The sequence below is a fragment of the Vibrio sp. SCSIO 43155 genome (assembly GCF_023716605.1).
GTDB lineage: Bacteria > Pseudomonadota > Gammaproteobacteria > Enterobacterales > Vibrionaceae > Vibrio > Vibrio harveyi.
This window is the reverse complement of record NZ_CP071852.1, coordinates 1,143,733-1,162,657: the sequence shown is the minus strand read 5'-3', so window position 1 is coordinate 1,162,657 and position 18,925 is coordinate 1,143,733. Positions and strand designations below refer to the sequence as shown.

The following is an 18,925-nucleotide window of genomic DNA, read 5'->3' as shown; positions in this document are numbered from 1 at the left end:
GTTGTTTTACTTCAGCTTAGAGCTAGCGACTTTCGCCGATGCACTGCCTGGGTACTCATCCACCACTTGCTGATAGTATTTCTTCGCTTGCGCTGCATTGTTGTTACGCTCAGCAATATCGCCTAGCTTGACTAATGCATCTGCACGCTTGTTGGAATCTTTGTAAGAAACCACGGCTGCAAAGCTCTTCACTGCTTCTTTATCCTGTTTCTTCGCGAAGTACAACTGACCTAGCCAGTAATGTGAGTTCGCAGAATATGTTGAATCAGGATAGTCCTTTTGGAACTGTTGGAATGCAGCGATAGCACCGGTGTAGTCGCGTTTTTTAAGGATCAAATCCACCGCGTCTTGGTAAGCCGTTTGTTCATCGGCATTCGATGTATACTTACCACCCGTCTCTGCTGGTTTCGTTTCTTTAACAGGTGCGGCTTTCATTTCGCCACGTACTCGATCAAGCTCAACAAACAGCTCACGCTGACGTTTCAGCATTTGCTGCATCTCGTAGCTATTACGCTCTAACTGACCACGTAGATCACTGATCTCTTGTGACATTTGGTCAATTTGCTCTTGCATTTGAAGCTGAACGCGGTTGCGATTTTGCAGCAAGCGCTCTAAACGCTCGATGTCGGTTTCTGAAGAAGATCGAGTAGATACTGATGACGTGCTGTTGAGATCTGATACTGGAGCTGGTGCAGCGAACGCGAAGTTCGCTGCACTTGCCAGTAACGTAAGCGTAACAGCGCGCTTAGTGTTACTGAACATGAGGTTTACCTCGAATTAGTATACTAGAACCGCACGACGGTTCTTAGCGTAAACTTCTTCAGATTGACCTAGAAGAAGTGGCTTCTCTTCACCGTAGCTAACGATAGAGATTTGGTCAGCTTGTACACCTAGTGCTTGTAGGTAGTTTGATACTGCTTCTGCACGACGCTCGCCTAGTGCGATGTTGTACTCAGGAGTACCACGCTCATCAGCGTGACCTTCGATAGTTACTTTTAGAGCAGGGTTCTTGCTTAGGTAAGAAGCGTGAGCTGCTAGCATTTCTTCGTAATCACCTGCAATTGTTGAGTTGTCAAATGCGAAGTAGATAGTTTGAGTTTCACGTAGCGCTTGCTCTTTTAGCTCTTGCTCCGTTAGCTGACCGTTTTGGTCGATCGGAGTAACGACTGTTGTTTCTGCAGCACCAGTGTTTGTTTCTGCACCAGTGTTAGAAGCAGCGTCATCGCTTGAACTACATGCTGTCATAGCCATCACAGGAATCGCGATTAGTAGCCCTTTTAGAACCTTGTTCAGTTGCATCTTATTTTCCTTTATTAATCAATTTTTTCTTACTACAAAAACGGTGACCATGCGGGAGCTCTTACACGCCCATTTGTTGCCGGTAATCTAGCTTTAAATCGACCATCAATTGACACCATCGATAGTACGTTTTTCTTGTTGTAAATCGAGCTATAGATAACCATGCCACCATTTGGGGCAATGCTCGGAGACTCATCAAGCAACGTTTTTGTTAGCACCTGAAGAGCACCTGTTTCCAAATCTTGTTTAGCCAAGTTGAAGCCCGAATCACTGCGATTCACCATGACAAGGAATCGGCCGTCAGGAGTGATTTGTCCACCCAAGTTCTGACTGCCTTGCCAAGTCAAGCGGTTAGTTGAACCGCTGCCCAAATTTACTTGATAAATCTGAGGTTTACCACCCCTGTCTGATGTGAAAATCAGCGATTTGCCATCGGGGTGCCAGAACGGTTCCGTATTATTTGATCTGCCACGCGTAATTTGTGTCAGCTTACGTGTTTTTAGATCCAAGGTGTAAACCTGAAGTGAACCTGTCTTAGACAGTACCAAAGCAAGTTTACTGCCATCCGGCGAGAATCTTGGCGCACCATTATGACGAGGGTATGACGTTACCTTCTCACGCTCACCGGTATAGATGTTCATGATGAAGATTTCAGCCTGACCATTTTGGAAGCTCACGTACGCTAGCTTCTGGCCATCTGGTGACCATGCAGGAGACATAAGCGGTTGCTTAGAACGAAGTACCAAACGTTCGTTGTAACCATCGTAATCCGCAACGCGAAGTTGGTATGGGAAGCGATCTTTGTCATTTACAACAACGTAAGCAATACGCGTCATAAATGCACCGCGTTCGCCAGTAAGTTGCTCGTAAACAAGGTCAGAAATGCGGTGCGCGTATTCACGCATGCGTGGAGCTTCAACCGTTGCTACTTTATTGAAAAGAACATGATCTTTAGAAAGTACCAGCTCACCATCACCACCAAGAGCTTTACTCTGACCGCCCGTTAGCTGACCACGAACAACGTCCACTAATTGGTAGTTAACCACATAGTTACCTTGCTCGTTTTGCTTAATTGAACCAGTTAGCAGAGCATCAACGCCAAGGCCAGTCCACGCATCAAAGTTCACCTCTGATTCATTGAATGGAGTTTGTGGCATTTTGCTCGTTGGTACAGGACTGAATTTACCACTGCGTTGCAAATCAGAAGCAATCACAGCTGAAATATCAGTTGGAAGAGGTTTACTGCCTTCCCATTTGAATGGAACAACAGCAATTGGTCGCGCTGAATCAATACCATCGGTAATCACCAGCTCTAGTGCAGCATGAGCCACACTCGTTAGACTGCCAAGCAGTACAAACATTCCTAGTAAAAGGCGTTTAATCACGTCTCAGTTCCTTAATTTAATAATCAACCGTTAAGTTAACATCACGAATTTTATCTATAATGGCGCGGTCTTTTGGCATAGGGAAATTACCAACTTGATTAACTGCGCTCTTTGCTGCGCTACATAAACGAGCATCACCACTGATAATTGAAACACTACTCACTACGCCATCTGTTCCTGTTGGCACAAGCTTAATGTTCAACCTACACGACTTTCCCACAAGATAGTCATCCTTGATGATACGACTTTCGATTAGCTGTTTATAGATCGCACCATAACGATCAGCTTCCGAATTAACATGCTGATTCTTTGCTTCTTGGTTAAGTTCAGATTCACTTTCTAGACCAGAAAAGATGTCATCCAACGCTGCTTCTTGCTCTTTACGCTCACGCTCTAATCGCTCAAGACGCTCTTTTTCTTTGCGCGCTTTTTCAGCGGCCTCTTTCGCGGCTTTTTCTTTCGCAATACGTTCTTGCTCTGCTTTTGCTGCGGCCTCACGTTCACGACGCGCTTTCTCTTCTGCTTCTTTCGCAGCTTTCTCGCGCGCTACACGCTCTTGTTCCGCTTTTGCTGCGGCAGCTTCTTTAGCAATGCGTTGCTGCTCAGCTTTACGTACAGCTTCTTCTTTGGCTTTACGTTCTTTTTCTGCTTTTGCTGCACGTTCTTTTTCTTTACGAGTGCGTTCTTCCTCTGCCTTACGCTCTTGCTCTTTCTTCTTGCGAGCAGCTTCGGCTTCGCGAGCGGCTTTGGCATCTTTCGCCTGTTGCTCTTTCAGTTTACGAATCTGTTCTTCTTCTGCTTTGCGATTTTTCTCAAGCTGCTCAGCTTCACGTCTCAGCTTATCAAGACGGTCTTGCTCTTTCTTGGCCGCTTTTTCGCGTTGCTGACGAATCTCTTTCGCTTGCTGTTGAACAAGTTTAGGGTCAATGACCACTGCCTGCACCATTTGCCCTGTAGGTTCCGGCTTAGACATTGTGAAATCCGTACCCCAAAGCAGAGCAACGACTAACAGCGCATGCAAACCAACCGATATCACTACCGGCTTGGTGTATTCTTTGCGTTTCTTCTTGTTGTCTTTCATAGATGTACGATGTCTATTCCTTGATATCAGTCATCAGACCCACTTTTGGGATGCCTGCACGACTTAACTCGTCAAGCAAAAGTACAACGTCAGCATATGGCGTCGCCGCATCGCCACCCACCGCAACAGGTGAATCTGGCTTGATAGAGCGTTCTGCTTTCACTCGTACAATCACGTCTTGTAGTGATAGACCGCGCTGAACCTCTTCGTCATTCACGCTCAGACCTAAATTACCGTCGCGATCAATTTCAATGATGATAAAGCTGCTGTCTGTATCACCCGCTATATTTTGCATCGATTCAGCTGTCGATGTTTGTGGAAGATCCACATCAACACCTTGGGTGACAAATGGAGCGGTTGCCATAAAAATGATCAGCAATACGAGCATGACGTCGATATATGGCACGACGTTGATCTCTGCTGTCATTTTACGCTTTTTAGGTTGGTAACCCGCCATGCCTTATTCCTTACTTGCGCTGTCTCTACCCGCCATCGCTTGACGGTGCAGGATGCTGTGGAATTCTTCAGAGAAAGTCGCGTAAGTGTGCTCTAACTTACTTACTTTGTTACTTAGACGGTTGTAAGCCATTACTGCTGGAATAGCGGCAAATAGACCCATAGCAGTTGCAATCAGTGCTTCTGCGATACCAGGAGCCACCATAGAAAGTGTCGCCTGCTTCACTTCACCTAATGCAATAAAGGCGTGCATGATGCCCCAAACAGTACCAAATAGACCAATGTACGGGCTGATTGAACCGACTGTGGCAAGAAATGGTAGGCTCGTTTCCAGTTCATCGACTTCACGAGCAACGGAGACACGCATCGCACGACCCGTGCCTTCCATAATGTAAGCTGGAGAATTCGCATTGCTTTTGCGTAGACGTGCAAACTCTGTAAAGCCTGCGTAGAAGATTTCTTCCGTGCCAGTGATGTCATCTTTACGAGCTTTTACCTTTTGGTAAAGCTGAGAAAGATCAGTACCTGACCAGAATTTGTCTTCAAATGACTCGGCATCTTTTGATGCTTGAGACAACACTTTGCTGCGCTTGATGATCATTGCCCAAGATGCGACAGACATACCGAGTAGTGTCAACATCACAAGCTTTACCAACAGACTGGCCTGAAGAAAGAGATCTAAAATGGAAATATCAGCAGTCACTATTTGTTAGCTCCGAATTGATAAAAGATGGAATAGCTATTGGTTTCATTTTCTCAATATCGATACATGCTACCTTAACTATTGTCTTGCACAATGTTTTGCCTTCATCATTGACTAATTCCTGACAGAACTGCAAAGACGCACGTTTTATTTCTGACACTCGGGTAAGAACGGTCAAATGCTCGTCCAATCTAGCCCCTTGGTTGAAATCGATATCCATGTGTCGGACAACGAAACCTATATTTTGTTCCAACAACAGATTTTGAGAAATGCCTTTTGCACGCAATAACTCAGTACGCGCACGTTCAAAGAATTTTAAATAATTTGAGTGATAGACGACGCCGCCCGCATCAGTGTCTTCGTAATACACCGTGATTGGCCAGCGGAAGGAATTTGATGTGCCTTGCAAGGGAGTACCAATATATTCAATTCTTTAAAGCAATTACTATAACTGAAGCGACAGCAATTGGTACTGAGCTAAGGGAATATTTTTGAAATTTGTAGAAAAAATAAAAGCCAGACTATGAGTCTGGCTTTTATTCGATGATTTAGTAACCGACTTTATTTCAGTCTGTAACGCTTACATGAAATACAGTGCAGTTAGATAAATTAAGATAGCGAGCGAGAAATAAGGACTGAACAGCACCTGCCAGTACCAATTTCTTGGCTTGAAGCCCACACCATATACCATGCTTGAGCACACTGCCCAAATCAGCGCTGGTGCGATAAACGCATTAAAGCCACCAATTTCTCGATGGTATGCGTTTGGGTCCCACATCACCAACCCTACATGCATAAAGCCGAGGATTAAGGCCAAGACTCTCAGTAGAGTCTTGTCCATTGGTGCGTGAAGTTTCGCTACCTTGTCAGCGAGATTACTCACTGTCTTTATCCATCATTTCTGAGTGCTCTAACCAAAGAGCGTTGATGATACCGAATGCACAAGCAAGTAGTACACCTAGAATCCATGCGAAATACCACATAGTAATAGCTCCTTAGTATAGTGAGTTTTTGTTTTCTTCGATGAACTGGTCATCCAAGCGGCCGAACATCTTGTAGTAAGTCCAAGACGTGTAAGCAAGGATGATAGGAACCATAACAAACGCTACACCTGTCATTAGGTTCAGAGTCAGTTCAGATGAAGTTGCATCCCACATTGTCAGACTTTGGCTTGGCATTAGGTCTGAAGGCATTACGAATGGGAACATTGCGATACCAGCAGTAAAGATAACACCAGCGTTGCCAAGGCTTGACGTTAGGAACGCGATACCACACTTCTCTAGGCGAGATGCCAATACAGCTAGTAGCGGCATAGCAACACCCAGTACAGGTGCAGCCCATAGTAGTGGGTAAGCTTCAAAGTTGTTCATCCACGCACCAGCTTCACGGATAACCTCTTTGTTTAGAGGGTTAGAAGCCGCTGCAGTGTCGATGCCACCTACGATAACGTAGCCTTCGATGCTTTGGATCCAGAAACCAGCAACCACAAATGCAATAACAGTTAGTAGACCTGTTAGCTGAGCCACATTACGAGCACGAGTATGTACTTCGCCAGTTGTCTTCATTTGAAGCCAAGTTGCACCTTGCATCAGGATCATGAACAAGCTTACTAGACCACATAGTAGAGCAAATGGGTTTAGTAGCCCAAAGAATGAACCGTGGTACGTTGGCATTAGGAATTCGTTCAACTGGAATGGAACACCTTGTAGAAGGTTACCAAACGCTACACCAAAGATGATTGGTGGAACGAAGCCACTGATTGAGATACAGATATCCCAAGTGTTACGCCATTTTGGATCTTCGATTTTTGAGCGGTAATCAAGACCAATCGGACGTAGCCAAAGTGCCGCTAGAGTTAGGATCATCGCTAGGTAGAAACCAGAAAACGATGTCGCGTAAACCAAAGGCCATGCTGCGAACAATGCACCACCAGCAGTGATAAGCCAAACTTGGTTACCATCCCAGTGCGGAGCGATTGAGTTAATCATGACACGACGTTGTGTGTCGTTTTTACCGATAACAGGTACAAGCGCGCCTACACCCATATCGAAACCGTCAGTAATAGCGAAACCAACTAGTAGAACACCGATCAGTACCCACCAGATGAATCGCAAGATTTCGTAATCAAACATCTTGTTGTCTCCTTACCTTACGCTTCTACTTGGCGGCTAACTTTGTCTTCAACAGAGTCAGCGTTTTGCTCGAAGTGGTAGCGACCAGTTTTCAGGCTGCTTGGACCTTTACGAGCGAATTTCACCATTAGGTATACTTCTGCAATTAGGAATGCAGTGTACAGCGCTAGGATTGCAAATAGTGAAGTCCAGATTTCACCTGCTGTTAGTGCTGAAGCCGCAACGTGTACCGGTAGGATTTCACCTACTGCCCACGGTTGACGGCCGTACTCAGCAACAAACCAACCTGCTTCGATCGCAATCCATGGAAGTGGAATGCTGAACAATGCAGCTTTAAGAATCCATGGTTTCTGTTCGATCTTCTGACGACATGTTTGGATAAATGATGCACCAAATACGAATAGCATGATGAAGCCACACGCAACCATGATACGGAATGACCAGAATAGCGGCCATACTGTTGGGATTGAGTCATCTGCAGCAGCTTGGATTTGGTCTTCTGTCGCGTCAACAACATTTTCTGTGTAACGTTTTAGAAGTAGACCATAACCTAGGTCACCCTTCACTTCGTCAAACGCAGTCATGTTTGCTTCAGACTTGTCGCCTGCACGCAGTTTTTCAAGCAATTCATATGCGTACATACCAGTACGGATACGGTCAACGTGCTCTTCACGTAAGTCGTGTAGACCTGTTACTTGCTCGTCAAATGAACGTGTCGCGATGATACCCATAACGTAAGGGATCTTAATTGCGTAATCGGTGTTCATTGTTTCTTGGTTTGGTAAACCGAACAGTGTGAACGCCGCTGGTGCTGGTTCTGTGTGCCACTCAGCTTCGACTGCTGCAAGCTTCACTTTTTGAACTTCACCAAGCTCGTAACCAGATTCATCACCTAGCACGATAGTAGACAGGATTGCTGCCATACCGAAAGAAGCTGCGATAGCAAACGAACGACGAGCGAACGCCACATCACGACCTTTCAATAAGTAGTAAGAACTGATGCCTAGAACAAACATTGCACCACATGTGTAACCAGACGCTACTGTGTGTACAAATTTAACTTGCGCTACAGGGTTTAGAACAACGTCTGCGAAGCTCACCATTTCCATACGCATGGTTTCAAAGTTGAACTCAGCGCCAACTGGGTTTTGCATCCAGCCGTTCGCAATAAGAATCCAAAGTGCAGAGAAGTTAGAACCCAGAGCAACCAACCAGGTTACCGCTAAGTGTTGACGTTTAGATAGACGATCCCACCCGAAGAAGAATAGACCAACAAAAGTTGACTCCAGGAAGAAAGCAACCAGTGCTTCGATCGCCAGTGGTGCACCGAAGATGTCACCTACATAGTGGGAGTAGTAAGACCAGTTCGTACCAAACTGGAACTCCATGGTAAGGCCGGTAGCCACACCAAGTGCAAAGTTAATACCGAACAGCTTACCCCAGAACTTGGTCATGTCCTTGTAGATTTGCTTGTTCGTCATTACGTACATCGATTCCATAATGGCCAAAAGGAAGGCCATACCAAGAGTCAATGGTACGAATAGGAAGTGATACATCGCTGTCAGTGCAAACTGCAACCGCGACAGATCAACTACGTCAATCATGGTAACTCCTATGTGTCGGCTGAATGACACTCTCTACATATTGCAATCCATACACAAGTGTTATTCACACTTGAAAAATGTTGAATTATCACAACGCTTTGTTGCAAAAATGTGCTTCATTGGTTAGTTAATTGTTAAGCATCAGCTAATATAGCTAGATCTAATATTACTTGTAAAAACAGTTTGTTTCAAAAGGTTTATGGCGGGAAACCGCTTTGATATACATCAATCTTTATGCGCTGATTTTGCACAAAAATCCATCACATTGATCCAGATCAATCGATATTCGATGAGTATGTTAATAGAGAGTAATCAGGAGAGAAAATAATCAGTTAGGCAAGAACATAGAGTTAACAATCTATAAGTTTCTATTACCTATTTAGTATTAGAAGAGATTTAATAAATGAGAGGTCGGTCAACATTGGTGAAACGCTGAGCGCTAAGCGCCCAGCGATGGAATCTTACTTTTCAATTCCGAAATGCAGATAAGCGCGATCTGTGGCAATTCTACCACGGGGAGTGCGTTGCAAGTAGCCTTGTTGGATTAGATATGGCTCAAGAACGTCTTCAATGGTGTCTTTCTCTTCGCCAATCGCGGCTGCCATGTTGTCTAAACCGACAGGTCCACCGCCAAATTTCTCCATGATCGCAAGCAACAGCTTACGGTCCATGTAATCAAAGCCTTCTGCATCCACATCAAGCATGTTCAGCGCTTTGTCTGCTGTATCAGCACATATATGACCATTACCTTTCACTTCGGCATAGTCACGAACACGGCGCAATAGTCGGTTAGCAATACGTGGTGTACCACGAGCACGGCGAGCGACTTCCAATGCACCTTCTGATTCCATCGACAAGCCCAAGCAATCGGCACTGCGCTGAACGATATCTTGCAGGTCTTTTACTTTATAGTACTCAAGGCGCTGCGTAATACCGAAACGGTCACGAAGTGGCGAAGTCAGAGAACCTGCACGCGTCGTTGCACCGATCAAAGTGAAAGGTGGCAAATCAATTTTGATAGAGCGTGCTGCAGGACCTTCACCAATCATGATGTCCAACTGGTAATCCTCCATTGCTGGATACAACACCTCTTCAACCATTGGGCTTAAGCGGTGAATCTCATCAATGAACAGCACATCGTTTTCTTCTAAATTAGTCAGCAGCGCCGCCAAGTCTCCTGCTTTCTCAAGCACTGGGCCAGAAGTGGTTCGAATGTTCACTTCCATCTCATTGGCGACGATATTCGCAAGCGTGGTTTTACCCAAGCCCGGAGGACCAAAAATCAAAAGGTGGTCAAGCGCTTCATTTCGCAATTGAGCAGCTTTGATGAAAATCTCCATCTGATCACGAACGTGATCCTGACCTTGGTAATCTGCCAGTTTCTTAGGACGAATCGCACGGTCGATGACATCTTCATCACGAAACGAAGGATTTTCTGGAGCGATTAAACGATCGGCTTCAATCATATTGTTCCCTTGGGCTTTCCGTTACACCATTGATTTTAGTGCTTCACGGATCAGTTGCTCACTGGTCATATCCGGTTTAGCGATCTGAGAAACCACTTTCGACGCTTGAGTCGGCTTGTAGCCCAGAGCAAGGAGCGCACTGATTGCCTCTTCTTCAGCGTTATTAGAACCCGCAGAGCCAGAGTCCGCAGGTGCTGCATCCGTAAATGGCGTAAACAGATCGCCAGCACCCCACCCTTTCAAACGGTCTTTCATTTCTACAACTAGGCGTTCAGCAGTCTTCTTGCCAACACCTGGTAGCTTCACCAGCGTTGAAATGTCTTCACGCTCAACGCAAGAAACGAATTGGCTCGCTGTCATACCAGAAAGGATACCTAGACCTAGCTTAGGCCCAACACCGTTCGCTTTGATCACTTCACGGAAAAGCGCACGCTCTTTTACTGTGTTGAAACCGTAAAGCAATTGCGCGTCTTCACGCACAACAAAGTGAGTATAAATAATGGCTTCTTCACCGACATTTGGCAGTTCGTAGAAACAGCTCATTGGCATCTGAACTTCATAACCAATGCCATTAACTTCAATTAAAACTTCAGGTGGTTGCTTTTCAAGCAGAGTGCCGCGAAGACGTCCAATCACTATAAATACTCTTTGGAAATGAATTTGCGACAGGATAATAAAGAACTGGATAGACATCCAGTCCTTTATGCGGTGGGGTTAGATTTTTGAGACAACTTGATCAAGCTGTTGAGTCAGATTGCGCACCGCGACCACTTGCCCGTTCAGTTCGCTGCCGTATTGCGCGACAGTTTCGGCAATGGTTTTGGTGTTCACTACGCCGTTAGCAACTTCACTGCTGGCTTCATCTAACTCTTTTAAAGCCGTCATTTGCGTCGCCATGATGCCAGACAGACTCTGCACATCGTGAGAGATGGTGGTAACTTGCTGAATAATGGTGTTCATTCGCTCTGTACTCGATGTCACGACGCTTTGACCATGCTTCACTTCTTGCTCACTGCGATCAAGCAAGTTCCGAATTTCCACCGCCGACTGACTGCTCTTAGCTGAAAGCTCTCGCACTTGGTCCGCAACGACCGCAAAACCTCTGCCCTGCTCACCCGCTCTCGCCGCTTCAATAGCGGCATTCAGAGCGAGCAAGTTGGTTTGTTCCGCAACTGACGTAATCAAGTCCGCCACTTTCATGATGTCTTCATGGCTGGTAATGATCAGGCTGATAGCTTGGGTAGAGTCCTCCAATAATTCCGAGCTTTTCTCAGCTTGTTGATGAACGCCCTCACTCTTCTCACGCAGCTCTTCGACAAACTTGCTGGACTCTTCAATCCCAGTCGTCATGTGATGCACTTGCTGACTCATTTGCTCGGCTGCACTGGCTTGGGATTCACTGTTTACATTAAGGGCGTTCACTTGAGCATCCAATTGCGATGATTGTTCATCCAACACTTGGGAGACTTGTTTCAACTCACTTGAGTTTTGATTCGCCTGTTCTAGCACCTCTGCTAAACGTAGCTCCCCTTCTGTCGCCTTTTGTGCCACCAACTCACTTTCTGCTTTAGCTTTCTCTGCACTTTCAATCGCGATGTCTCGCTGCTTGGCGGTAAAGGCTTGCGCAATACAAATCACCACCAGCGGTAACACGGTACCTGACCATATCTCCACACGCTGCGCCGATTCAGACAACAGGAGTTGGGGAAAACCAAAACCAGACACATGCTGATACGTCATTACCGCAGAAAGCACTATCACTAACGCGCTCCAAGAGATCGCCATAATACGAGTGCCAGATAAAAAGAAAGCGACGACTAACAAAGGCACCCAGTAAGTTTGGGTAGAATCGACCACGCCACCACTTTGATAGATGATGTTGAGTGCATGCACTGACATGCCAACAAAACCAAGATTGAGCGACAATGCTGGTTGTTTGAACCACCTCAGGCTAAAGGCGGATATTAGTTCGAGTGCGATTAAGAGTACTGAGGTGAAAATTAGGCTTTCATGTCCATGTTTGGACCATTTGATCAGGCTGTAGATACCGACGAGGAAAGCGATGAAGGTAAATAGAGAGAGGATGTCTGCTTGACGTTGTTGTGTTCTTGTCCATTGAGTTTGGCGCGGCATAAATGCACTGCGCCACAGCGTGGCTGGATTCATGTTCAATCTTCCTTGATTGATTCCTTGTTAGACCTCTGACCACTATAGTTTTGTAACATTTTCTCAACAAATCCAATCCATAAATCTGTCTGAGATGTCTCATTTTTAATACGAGAATACGCCTAACGGTAACGACCTTTTCTTGCACTGGTTGCTTTGCCTGCGAGCGCCACTAGTGTCTTATTGGTGTTAGCGTGACAAATGGCAACACCCAACGCATCGGCGGCATCGGCTTGAGGCTTGGCTGGCAATTTAAGCATGTGTTGAACCATATGTTGAACCTGAACTTTGTCTGCGCCACCAGTGCCTGTTACCGCTTGTTTAATGAGACGAGCCGCGTACTCATGCACCGGAAGATCCGCATTCACAGCCGCCACAATTGCACTACCACGCGCCTGTCCTAGCTTTAATGCAGAATCAGCGTTCTTCGCCATAAACACTTGTTCGATAGCAAATACATCTGGTTGAAACTGGGTGATGATTTCCGTCACGCCTGCGTAGATTTGCTTGAGACGACCTGGCAACTCTTTTTCAGAAGTGCGAATACAGCCGCTGCCTAGATATTGCAAATGACGACCTTGCTGGCGAATCACGCCATAACCGGTAATACGAGAGCCTGGGTCAATACCCAAAATAATTGACATGAAGAGTCCTAATCAATAACTCACTAAATTTATTAGAATATATGCCATTAAAACAAAAACTCCCGCAGGTGCGGGAGTTTTTTCTTTAATTGTTGTGCGCTTATTCTGCGTCTTTTTCTTTCGCAACTGTCACTGCAATCGCTAGCTCTTCTAGAGCCGCTGGGTTTGCAAGGCTTGGAGCGTCTGTTAGTAGACACGCCGCCGCAGTTGTTTTAGGGAACGCGATAACGTCACGGATGTTCTCTGTACCACATAGCAGCATCACTAAACGGTCTAGACCGAATGCAAGACCTGCGTGTGGAGGCGTACCGAATTTTAGCGCGTCCAGTAGGAAGCCGAATTTCAGTTGTTGCTCTTCTGCATCGATACCTAGGATATCGAATACCGCTGCTTGCATTTCTGCGTTGTGGATACGTACAGAACCACCGCCTACTTCGTAGCCGTTTAGAACCATGTCGTATGCGTTTGAGTTCGCTACTGCTGGGTTCGCTTTTAGCTCTTCCGCAGTCACACCTAGAGGTGATGTGAATGGGTGGTGCATTGCGTGTAGGTTGCCTTCGTCGTCTTCTTCGAACATTGGGAAGTCAACAACCCATAGCGGAGCCCAAGTGCCTTCTTTAGTTAGACCTAGGTCTTTACCAAGTTTAAGACGAAGTGCACCCAGTGCTTCAGCAACGATGTTAGCTTTGTCTGCACCAAATAGGATGATGTCGCCAGATTCCGCTTGAGTGCGATCTAGAATGCCGTTGATCACGTCTTCGTTTAGGAATTTAGCTACAGGAGATTGGATACCTTCCATGCCTGCTGCACGGTCGTTAACCTTCATCCATGCTAGACCTTTCGCACCGTAGATACCTACGAATTCTGCGTAGCCATCGATTTGCTTACGAGTAAGCTCAGCACCACCTGGAACACGGATAACTGCAACGCGACCTTTCTCCTCGTTTGCTGGGCCAGAGAATACTTTGAACTCAACGTCTTTTACTAGGTCAGCAACATCTACTAGCTCTAGTGGGTTACGTAGGTCTGGCTTGTCAGAACCGAAACGACGAATCGCTTCGCTGAATGGCATTACTGGGAATTCACCAAGGTCAACGTTCAGTAGCTCTTGCCACATTTCACGAACCATTTTCTCAGTCGTTGCACGAACTTGATCAGCCGTCATGAATGACGTCTCGATATCGATCTGAGTGAATTCTGGTTGACGGTCAGCACGCAAGTCTTCATCACGGAAACACTTAACGATTTGGTAGTAACGGTCAAAACCAGACATCATTAGAAGCTGTTTGAATAGCTGTGGAGACTGAGGAAGCGCGTAGAAGCTGCCTTTGTGAACACGGCTAGGTACTAGGTAGTCACGAGCGCCTTCTGGTGTCGCTTTTGTTAGTACTGGTGTTTCGATATCTAGGAAGCCGTTGTCATCTAGGAAACGACGAACAAAGCTAGACGCTTTAGCACGTAGCTTGATGCGGTCGCTCATTTCTGGACGACGTAGATCTAGGTAACGGTATTTCAGACGTTGCTCTTCAGAGTTCTTTTGGTTGAAGTCTAGAGGCAGAACATCAGAACGGTTGATGATTTCAAGACCTGTAGCAAGGAGCTCAACTTCACCTGTTGCCATGTCTTTGTTTACTTGGCTTTCTGGACGAACGCGAACCTCACCAGTTAGCTTGATACAGAATTCATTACGAAGTGTGTTAGCCACTTCATACGCATCTGCCATATCTGGATCAACAACTACCTGAACGATACCTTCGCGATCTCGCATATCGATAAAAATAAGACCGCCTAAATCACGACGACGGTTAACCCAGCCGCAAAGTTCTACAGTTTGTCCTGCAAGGGACTTGTTCAGGTGACCACAGTAATGGGTACGCATAATGAAATTCCCAATCTCTCAAATATTGTTAACTACGCTCTGTCAGCCTCATTGCCGAGCAGAGTAAAGATCCATTTATACGCTGAAAGCCTATGAAAATCGACTACTCAACATACAATTAAGTGTGTTTTATCATTCATTGGTGGTTTTTAGTACAACAAATGTTCAAAAGCGCACCAAAGCGAAAAAATTGGTGGGGATTATAGCGTGAAATTACCCATTTCAGCAAAACTCTCGTAAAGTGGGCTCAGGAAAAAACGTAAAGCAGAGATATGGATAATTTACCCCTTCGACTTGGATTGACCATGTGGTCGCACAACCAGTGGCAACAAAGCTTTTATGGCAGTGGCACCAAACCAGCAGAGCGACTCGAAAAGTACGCGCAGGTGTTCCACACCGTAGAAGGCAACACCACCTTTTACGCCACACCGACGCTCAACACGGTGCAAAACTGGAAAGCCGCGACTCACAACGATTTCAAATTCACCTTTAAGTTGCCAAAAGCCATTACTCACGAACAGATGCTCAGAGGTTGCGATGAGCAGTTACGTGACTTTATGAAGGTAATGGAACCGCTTCATGAACGTGTTGGACAATGGACGATTCAGCTCCCTGCTGCATTTGGTCCAGAACACCTCGATAGATTGAAGAAATTCTGTGCCAGCTTTCCGCCGAATTTCCCTCTGGGAGTTGAAGTTCGTCACATGGCGTTTTTCTCCAAAGGTGAAGAAGAACGTGCGTTGAATCAGTGGCTGTTAGAGAGCGGCATCGACCGCATTATTATGGACAGCCGCCCTGTATTCGCCGCGCAGCCGATAACAGAAGCAGTGATCGATGCCCACCAGAAAAAGCCTCGCGTTCCGGTTCATGCAATCGCAACCGCCAAACACCCGATGATTCGTTTTATCGGTCATCCAGACATGGACGACAACCTGCGCTTTTTCGAACCTTGGTTGAACAAGCTGCCGATGTGGATTGAACAAGGCATTCAACCGTACTTGATGATTCACACACCAGATAACGTCTTAGCACCAGAACTGGCTGAAAAGCTATATAAGCAGCTACAACTTAAGCTCTCACTGCCAAATTTGTCTGTATTTCCTGCCAACGATGGCAACTCGCAAATACAAATGTTTTAGACAAGCTTATAATTAAGCAAATGACAGAGGCGCGAATTTCCCATAAAATACGCGCCTTTTTTGATGCCTGACATTTCAGGCGGCTTGTATGCAGAGATTTGGTTATGAACCCTAAGAGCAATCCAGATACTATTTTTTCGGCTCCAATCGATAAAATTGGGGATTTCACGTTCGATGAACGCGTGGCGGAAGTTTTCCCTGACATGATTCAGCGATCGGTGCCGGGTTACAGCAACATCATTTCTGCAATTGGTATGTTGGCAGAGCGTTTTGTTAAGCCTCACTCAAACATCTACGACCTAGGTTGTTCTTTGGGTGCTGCTACGCTGTCTATGCGTCGTCATATCAAACAAGAAGGTTGCCAAATCATTGCAGTGGACAACTCTCCTGCGATGGTTGAACGCTGTAAGCTTCACGTCAACGCATACCGCAGTGATACGCCAGTTGATGTAGTAGAAGCGGATATTCGTAATATCGAAATCGAAAACGCATCTGTGGTGGTATTGAACTTCACGCTGCAATTCCTTTCTCCAGAAGACCGCTATGCTCTACTAGAGAAAATCTACGCGGGTCTGCGTCCGGGCGGCATTTTGATTCTGTCTGAAAAGTTCGTATTTGAAGATGAAGTGTCTAACGAGTTGTTGATTGACCTTCACCACGACTTTAAACGTGCAAATGGCTACAGCGAACTTGAGATCAGCCAAAAGCGCAGCGCAATTGAAAACGTGATGCGCCCTGATTCGAAGAAAGATCATAAAGAGCGTTTCGCAGAAATTGGTTTCTCAAGCTACGACGTTTGGTTCCAGTGCTTTAACTTCGGCTCGATGTTTGCGATTAAATAAGCTTCGCGACACAGTTCGCTCTCATTAGGACGTCATCCTCAAGAGCGAGGAACGAGCGAGTTGGGGATCTCTTATCAAAAACGATAAAAACCGAGATTCCCTATCATGTTCGTCCCTCACTGTAGGGAATGACACATTTAACTTTTACCCAGGGTCTGCTGACTCCATAAACTCAGTGAAAAACTATGTTTAATTTTGCTAATTTTTATCAGTTAATCGCTCAAGACACTCGTCTTCAGCCGTGGCTAAACGTATTACCTCAACAGTTAACAGATTGGCAAAATGCTGAGCACGGTGATTTTGGTCGCTGGCTGAAAGCGCTGAACAAGATCCCACAAGGTGCACCAAACCAAGTGGACATCAAAAACTCAGTAACCATCAGCAACGATACGCCTTTCCATGAAGGTGAGCTGAAAAAGCTAGAAAGCCTACTGCGTACATTCCACCCATGGCGTAAAGGTCCATACACAGTGCACGGTATTCATATCGATACTGAATGGCGCAGTGACTGGAAATGGGATCGCGTTCTTCCGCACATCTCACCACTAAAAAACCGCAGCGTGCTCGATGTAGGTTGTGGTAACGGCTACCACATGTGGCGCATGCTGGGTGAAGGAGCACGCCTAACGGTTGGTATCGACCCATCTCATCTGTTCCTAATTCAGTTCGAAGCGATTCGTAAGTTAATGGGCGATGACCAACGCGCTCACCTTCTTCCTTTAGGGATTGAACAACTGCCTAAGTTGGAAGCGTTCGATACCGTATTCAGCATGGGCGTGCTTTACCACCGTCGCTCTCCACTGGATCACTTGGTGCAGCTAAAAGACCAGTTAGTATCAGGTGGCGAGCTTGTTCTAGAGACACTCGTTATCGAAGGCGATGAGAACGCGGTATTGGTTCCGACGTCTCGCTACGCGCAAATGCGTAACGTGTACTTCTTCCCGTCAGCGAAAGCACTGAAAGTATGGCTAGAACTGGTTGGCTTTAAAGATGTGCGTATTGTAGATGAGAACGTAACGTCTGTAGATGAGCAGCGTACGACCGACTGGATGACGCACAATTCACTGCCGGATTACCTAGATCCAAACGACCCAAGCAAAACCGTTGAAGGCTACCCTGCACCTCGCCGTGCGGTGCTTGTCGCAACCAAGCCATAATTAACTGAGATTTCTGACATTGTCTTAACTCACTCCCTCCATTAAGACATTAACCTCTCTTCAAATCTAATTAAGGATGCGTCTTGCGTCCTTAATTTTTTGGCTTTTCGTCACTATTCCTCATTCTGTAAGAGTCTGAAGCAGATTCTTGCTTGTGAGCCTTTGGCGATAACGCTAAACTCTTAAAAAACAAACAACTTACTCCAATCCCAAGGTTTTCAATGTTTATACGATTGACTCCGGTTGTTGCCATCGCCTTACTATCTGGATGTACTTTGACCAAAGGCGAACAGTACCACCAAGAAACGTTAGCTGCTATTCAGGCTTCAGAAACGAATTTCAATACTCGCGTTACCAACTTAGAGCTTCAACTTAGTAACCAGTCGGATTACATCGAAAGTTTGGAAGACCAAGTGGATAAGTTAAATGGCGAACTCAATACCTTCCGTAAAGAAGCAATGGACGAAGTGAGAAAGCCTAAAGAACCTATCATTGTTCAAGCTCCTGCTCCCGTTCAAGCAACTCCTACCCATGACATTGTCCTTGGCTCAATTGAGCGAGTGACGATCGATTCAATCAAACAAACGTTCGACGCTCGCGTAGATACCGGCGCGGCAACATCTTCACTGAACGCTGTTGATATCGAAGAATTCGAAAGAAATGGCAAAAACTGGGTGCGTTTCCACCTAGCTGATAATACCAAGTCAGATGAAGAGAAAGATATTTGGATTGAAGCACCAATTATTCGCTACGTGAAAATCCGTCAAGCAACCAATGAAGAACTAGAGCGTCGTGCTGTAGTTGAACTTTGGGTGCGCGTTGGAAAAATTCATGAAAAAGCGCAATTTACGTTGGCAGATCGCTCTCAAATGAACCATCCTGTGTTACTAGGAAGAGAATTTATGCGCGACATCGCACTCGTCGATGTGAGTCGTAAATATATTCAAACGGAAGAAGATAAAAAATAATAAG

20 protein-coding genes are annotated in these 18,925 nt (G+C 45.8%); 4 read left to right on the top strand and 16 right to left on the bottom strand.

The window, feature by feature from the left end; all coding sequences use genetic code 11:
* Positions 1 to 6: 6 nt before the first annotated feature.
* The 16 genes from ybgF to aspS form a co-directional block, all read right to left on the bottom strand.
* The gene (ybgF, locus tag J4N44_RS05355; protein WP_005450293.1) at positions 7 to 762 is read right to left on the bottom strand and encodes a tol-pal system protein YbgF; all 756 of its coding nucleotides are present in this window, start codon (positions 760 to 762) and stop codon (positions 7 to 9) included.
* Positions 763 to 777: 15 nt separating this feature from the next.
* Complete coding sequence (pal, locus tag J4N44_RS05350; protein ID WP_005450296.1) at positions 778 to 1,299, bottom strand: peptidoglycan-associated lipoprotein Pal; 522 nt, start codon at positions 1,297 to 1,299, stop codon at positions 778 to 780.
* Positions 1,300 to 1,331: 32 nt separating this feature from the next.
* Positions 1,332 to 2,684, bottom strand: coding sequence for a Tol-Pal system beta propeller repeat protein TolB (tolB, locus tag J4N44_RS05345; protein ID WP_009698274.1), 1,353 nt, complete (start codon positions 2,682 to 2,684; stop codon positions 1,332 to 1,334).
* Between the two features lie 16 nt (positions 2,685 to 2,700).
* Positions 2,701 to 3,765 carry a cell envelope integrity protein TolA gene (tolA, locus tag J4N44_RS05340; RefSeq protein WP_252044921.1) on the bottom strand — a complete coding sequence of 355 codons (1,065 nt, stop codon included), beginning with the start codon at positions 3,763 to 3,765 and terminating at the stop codon, positions 2,701 to 2,703.
* Positions 3,766 to 3,778: 13 nt separating this feature from the next.
* On the bottom strand, positions 3,779 to 4,222 hold the full coding sequence (locus tag J4N44_RS05335) for an ExbD/TolR family protein (RefSeq protein WP_053049287.1): 444 nt from the start codon (positions 4,220 to 4,222) through the stop codon (positions 3,779 to 3,781).
* Between the two features lie 3 nt (positions 4,223 to 4,225).
* Positions 4,226 to 4,924 (bottom strand): protein TolQ, encoded by a 699-nt coding sequence (tolQ, locus tag J4N44_RS05330; protein ID WP_005450306.1) that lies wholly within the window; start codon positions 4,922 to 4,924, stop codon positions 4,226 to 4,228.
* On the bottom strand, positions 4,914 to 5,333 hold the full coding sequence (ybgC, locus tag J4N44_RS05325) for a tol-pal system-associated acyl-CoA thioesterase (protein ID WP_045488017.1): 420 nt from the start codon (positions 5,331 to 5,333) through the stop codon (positions 4,914 to 4,916). The genes tolQ and ybgC overlap by 11 nt, the downstream gene beginning before the upstream one ends.
* Positions 5,334 to 5,504: 171 nt before the next feature.
* Entirely contained in the window at positions 5,505 to 5,807 is a 303-nt protein-coding gene (gene ybgE / locus J4N44_RS05320; protein WP_017188312.1) for a cyd operon protein YbgE, read from the bottom strand.
* On the bottom strand, positions 5,800 to 5,907 hold the full coding sequence (gene cydX / locus J4N44_RS05315) for a cytochrome bd-I oxidase subunit CydX (RefSeq protein WP_000270284.1): 108 nt from the start codon (positions 5,905 to 5,907) through the stop codon (positions 5,800 to 5,802). The genes ybgE and cydX overlap by 8 nt, the downstream gene beginning before the upstream one ends.
* 12 nt (positions 5,908 to 5,919) lie before the next feature.
* Positions 5,920 to 7,056 (bottom strand): cytochrome d ubiquinol oxidase subunit II, encoded by a 1,137-nt coding sequence (gene cydB / locus J4N44_RS05310; RefSeq protein WP_005450311.1) that lies wholly within the window; start codon positions 7,054 to 7,056, stop codon positions 5,920 to 5,922.
* A gap of 17 nt (positions 7,057 to 7,073) precedes the next feature.
* Positions 7,074 to 8,660, bottom strand: coding sequence for a cytochrome ubiquinol oxidase subunit I (gene cydA, locus J4N44_RS05305; RefSeq protein ID WP_005450312.1), 1,587 nt, complete (start codon positions 8,658 to 8,660; stop codon positions 7,074 to 7,076).
* 461 nt (positions 8,661 to 9,121) lie between these two features.
* Entirely contained in the window at positions 9,122 to 10,126 is a 1,005-nt protein-coding gene (ruvB, locus tag J4N44_RS05300) for a Holliday junction branch migration DNA helicase RuvB (protein WP_009698277.1), read from the bottom strand.
* A gap of 21 nt (positions 10,127 to 10,147) precedes the next feature.
* Positions 10,148 to 10,762 carry a Holliday junction branch migration protein RuvA gene (gene ruvA / locus J4N44_RS05295; protein WP_009698278.1) on the bottom strand — a complete coding sequence of 205 codons (615 nt, stop codon included), beginning with the start codon at positions 10,760 to 10,762 and terminating at the stop codon, positions 10,148 to 10,150.
* Positions 10,763 to 10,840: 78 nt separating this feature from the next.
* Positions 10,841 to 12,292: a methyl-accepting chemotaxis protein gene (locus J4N44_RS05290; RefSeq protein WP_252044920.1), complete on the bottom strand. Its 1,452-nt coding sequence runs from the start codon at positions 12,290 to 12,292 to the stop codon at positions 10,841 to 10,843.
* A 122-nt stretch (positions 12,293 to 12,414) separates the two neighbouring features.
* Positions 12,415 to 12,936: a crossover junction endodeoxyribonuclease RuvC gene (gene ruvC / locus J4N44_RS05285; protein ID WP_005426231.1), complete on the bottom strand. Its 522-nt coding sequence runs from the start codon at positions 12,934 to 12,936 to the stop codon at positions 12,415 to 12,417.
* Between the two features lie 100 nt (positions 12,937 to 13,036).
* Positions 13,037 to 14,815: an aspartate--tRNA ligase gene (gene aspS / locus J4N44_RS05280; protein WP_252044919.1), complete on the bottom strand. Its 1,779-nt coding sequence runs from the start codon at positions 14,813 to 14,815 to the stop codon at positions 13,037 to 13,039.
* Between the two features lie 272 nt (positions 14,816 to 15,087).
* Between aspS and J4N44_RS05275 the strand changes: the two genes are divergently transcribed.
* The 4 genes from J4N44_RS05275 (at position 15,088) to J4N44_RS05260 (ending at position 18,921) form a co-directional block, all read left to right on the top strand.
* Positions 15,088 to 15,954: a DUF72 domain-containing protein gene (locus J4N44_RS05275; protein WP_252044918.1), complete on the top strand. Its 867-nt coding sequence runs from the start codon at positions 15,088 to 15,090 to the stop codon at positions 15,952 to 15,954.
* Positions 15,955 to 16,058: 104 nt separating this feature from the next.
* Positions 16,059 to 16,796, top strand: a complete 738-nt coding sequence (gene cmoA, locus J4N44_RS05270; protein WP_005426299.1) for a carboxy-S-adenosyl-L-methionine synthase CmoA — start codon at positions 16,059 to 16,061, stop codon at positions 16,794 to 16,796.
* Positions 16,797 to 16,981: 185 nt separating this feature from the next.
* The gene (gene cmoB, locus J4N44_RS05265) at positions 16,982 to 17,953 is read left to right on the top strand and encodes a tRNA 5-methoxyuridine(34)/uridine 5-oxyacetic acid(34) synthase CmoB (protein ID WP_005450339.1); all 972 of its coding nucleotides are present in this window, start codon (positions 16,982 to 16,984) and stop codon (positions 17,951 to 17,953) included.
* A gap of 221 nt (positions 17,954 to 18,174) precedes the next feature.
* Positions 18,175 to 18,921 carry an ATP-dependent zinc protease family protein gene (locus tag J4N44_RS05260; RefSeq protein WP_005450340.1) on the top strand — a complete coding sequence of 249 codons (747 nt, stop codon included), beginning with the start codon at positions 18,175 to 18,177 and terminating at the stop codon, positions 18,919 to 18,921.
* Positions 18,922 to 18,925 lie beyond the last annotated feature (4 nt).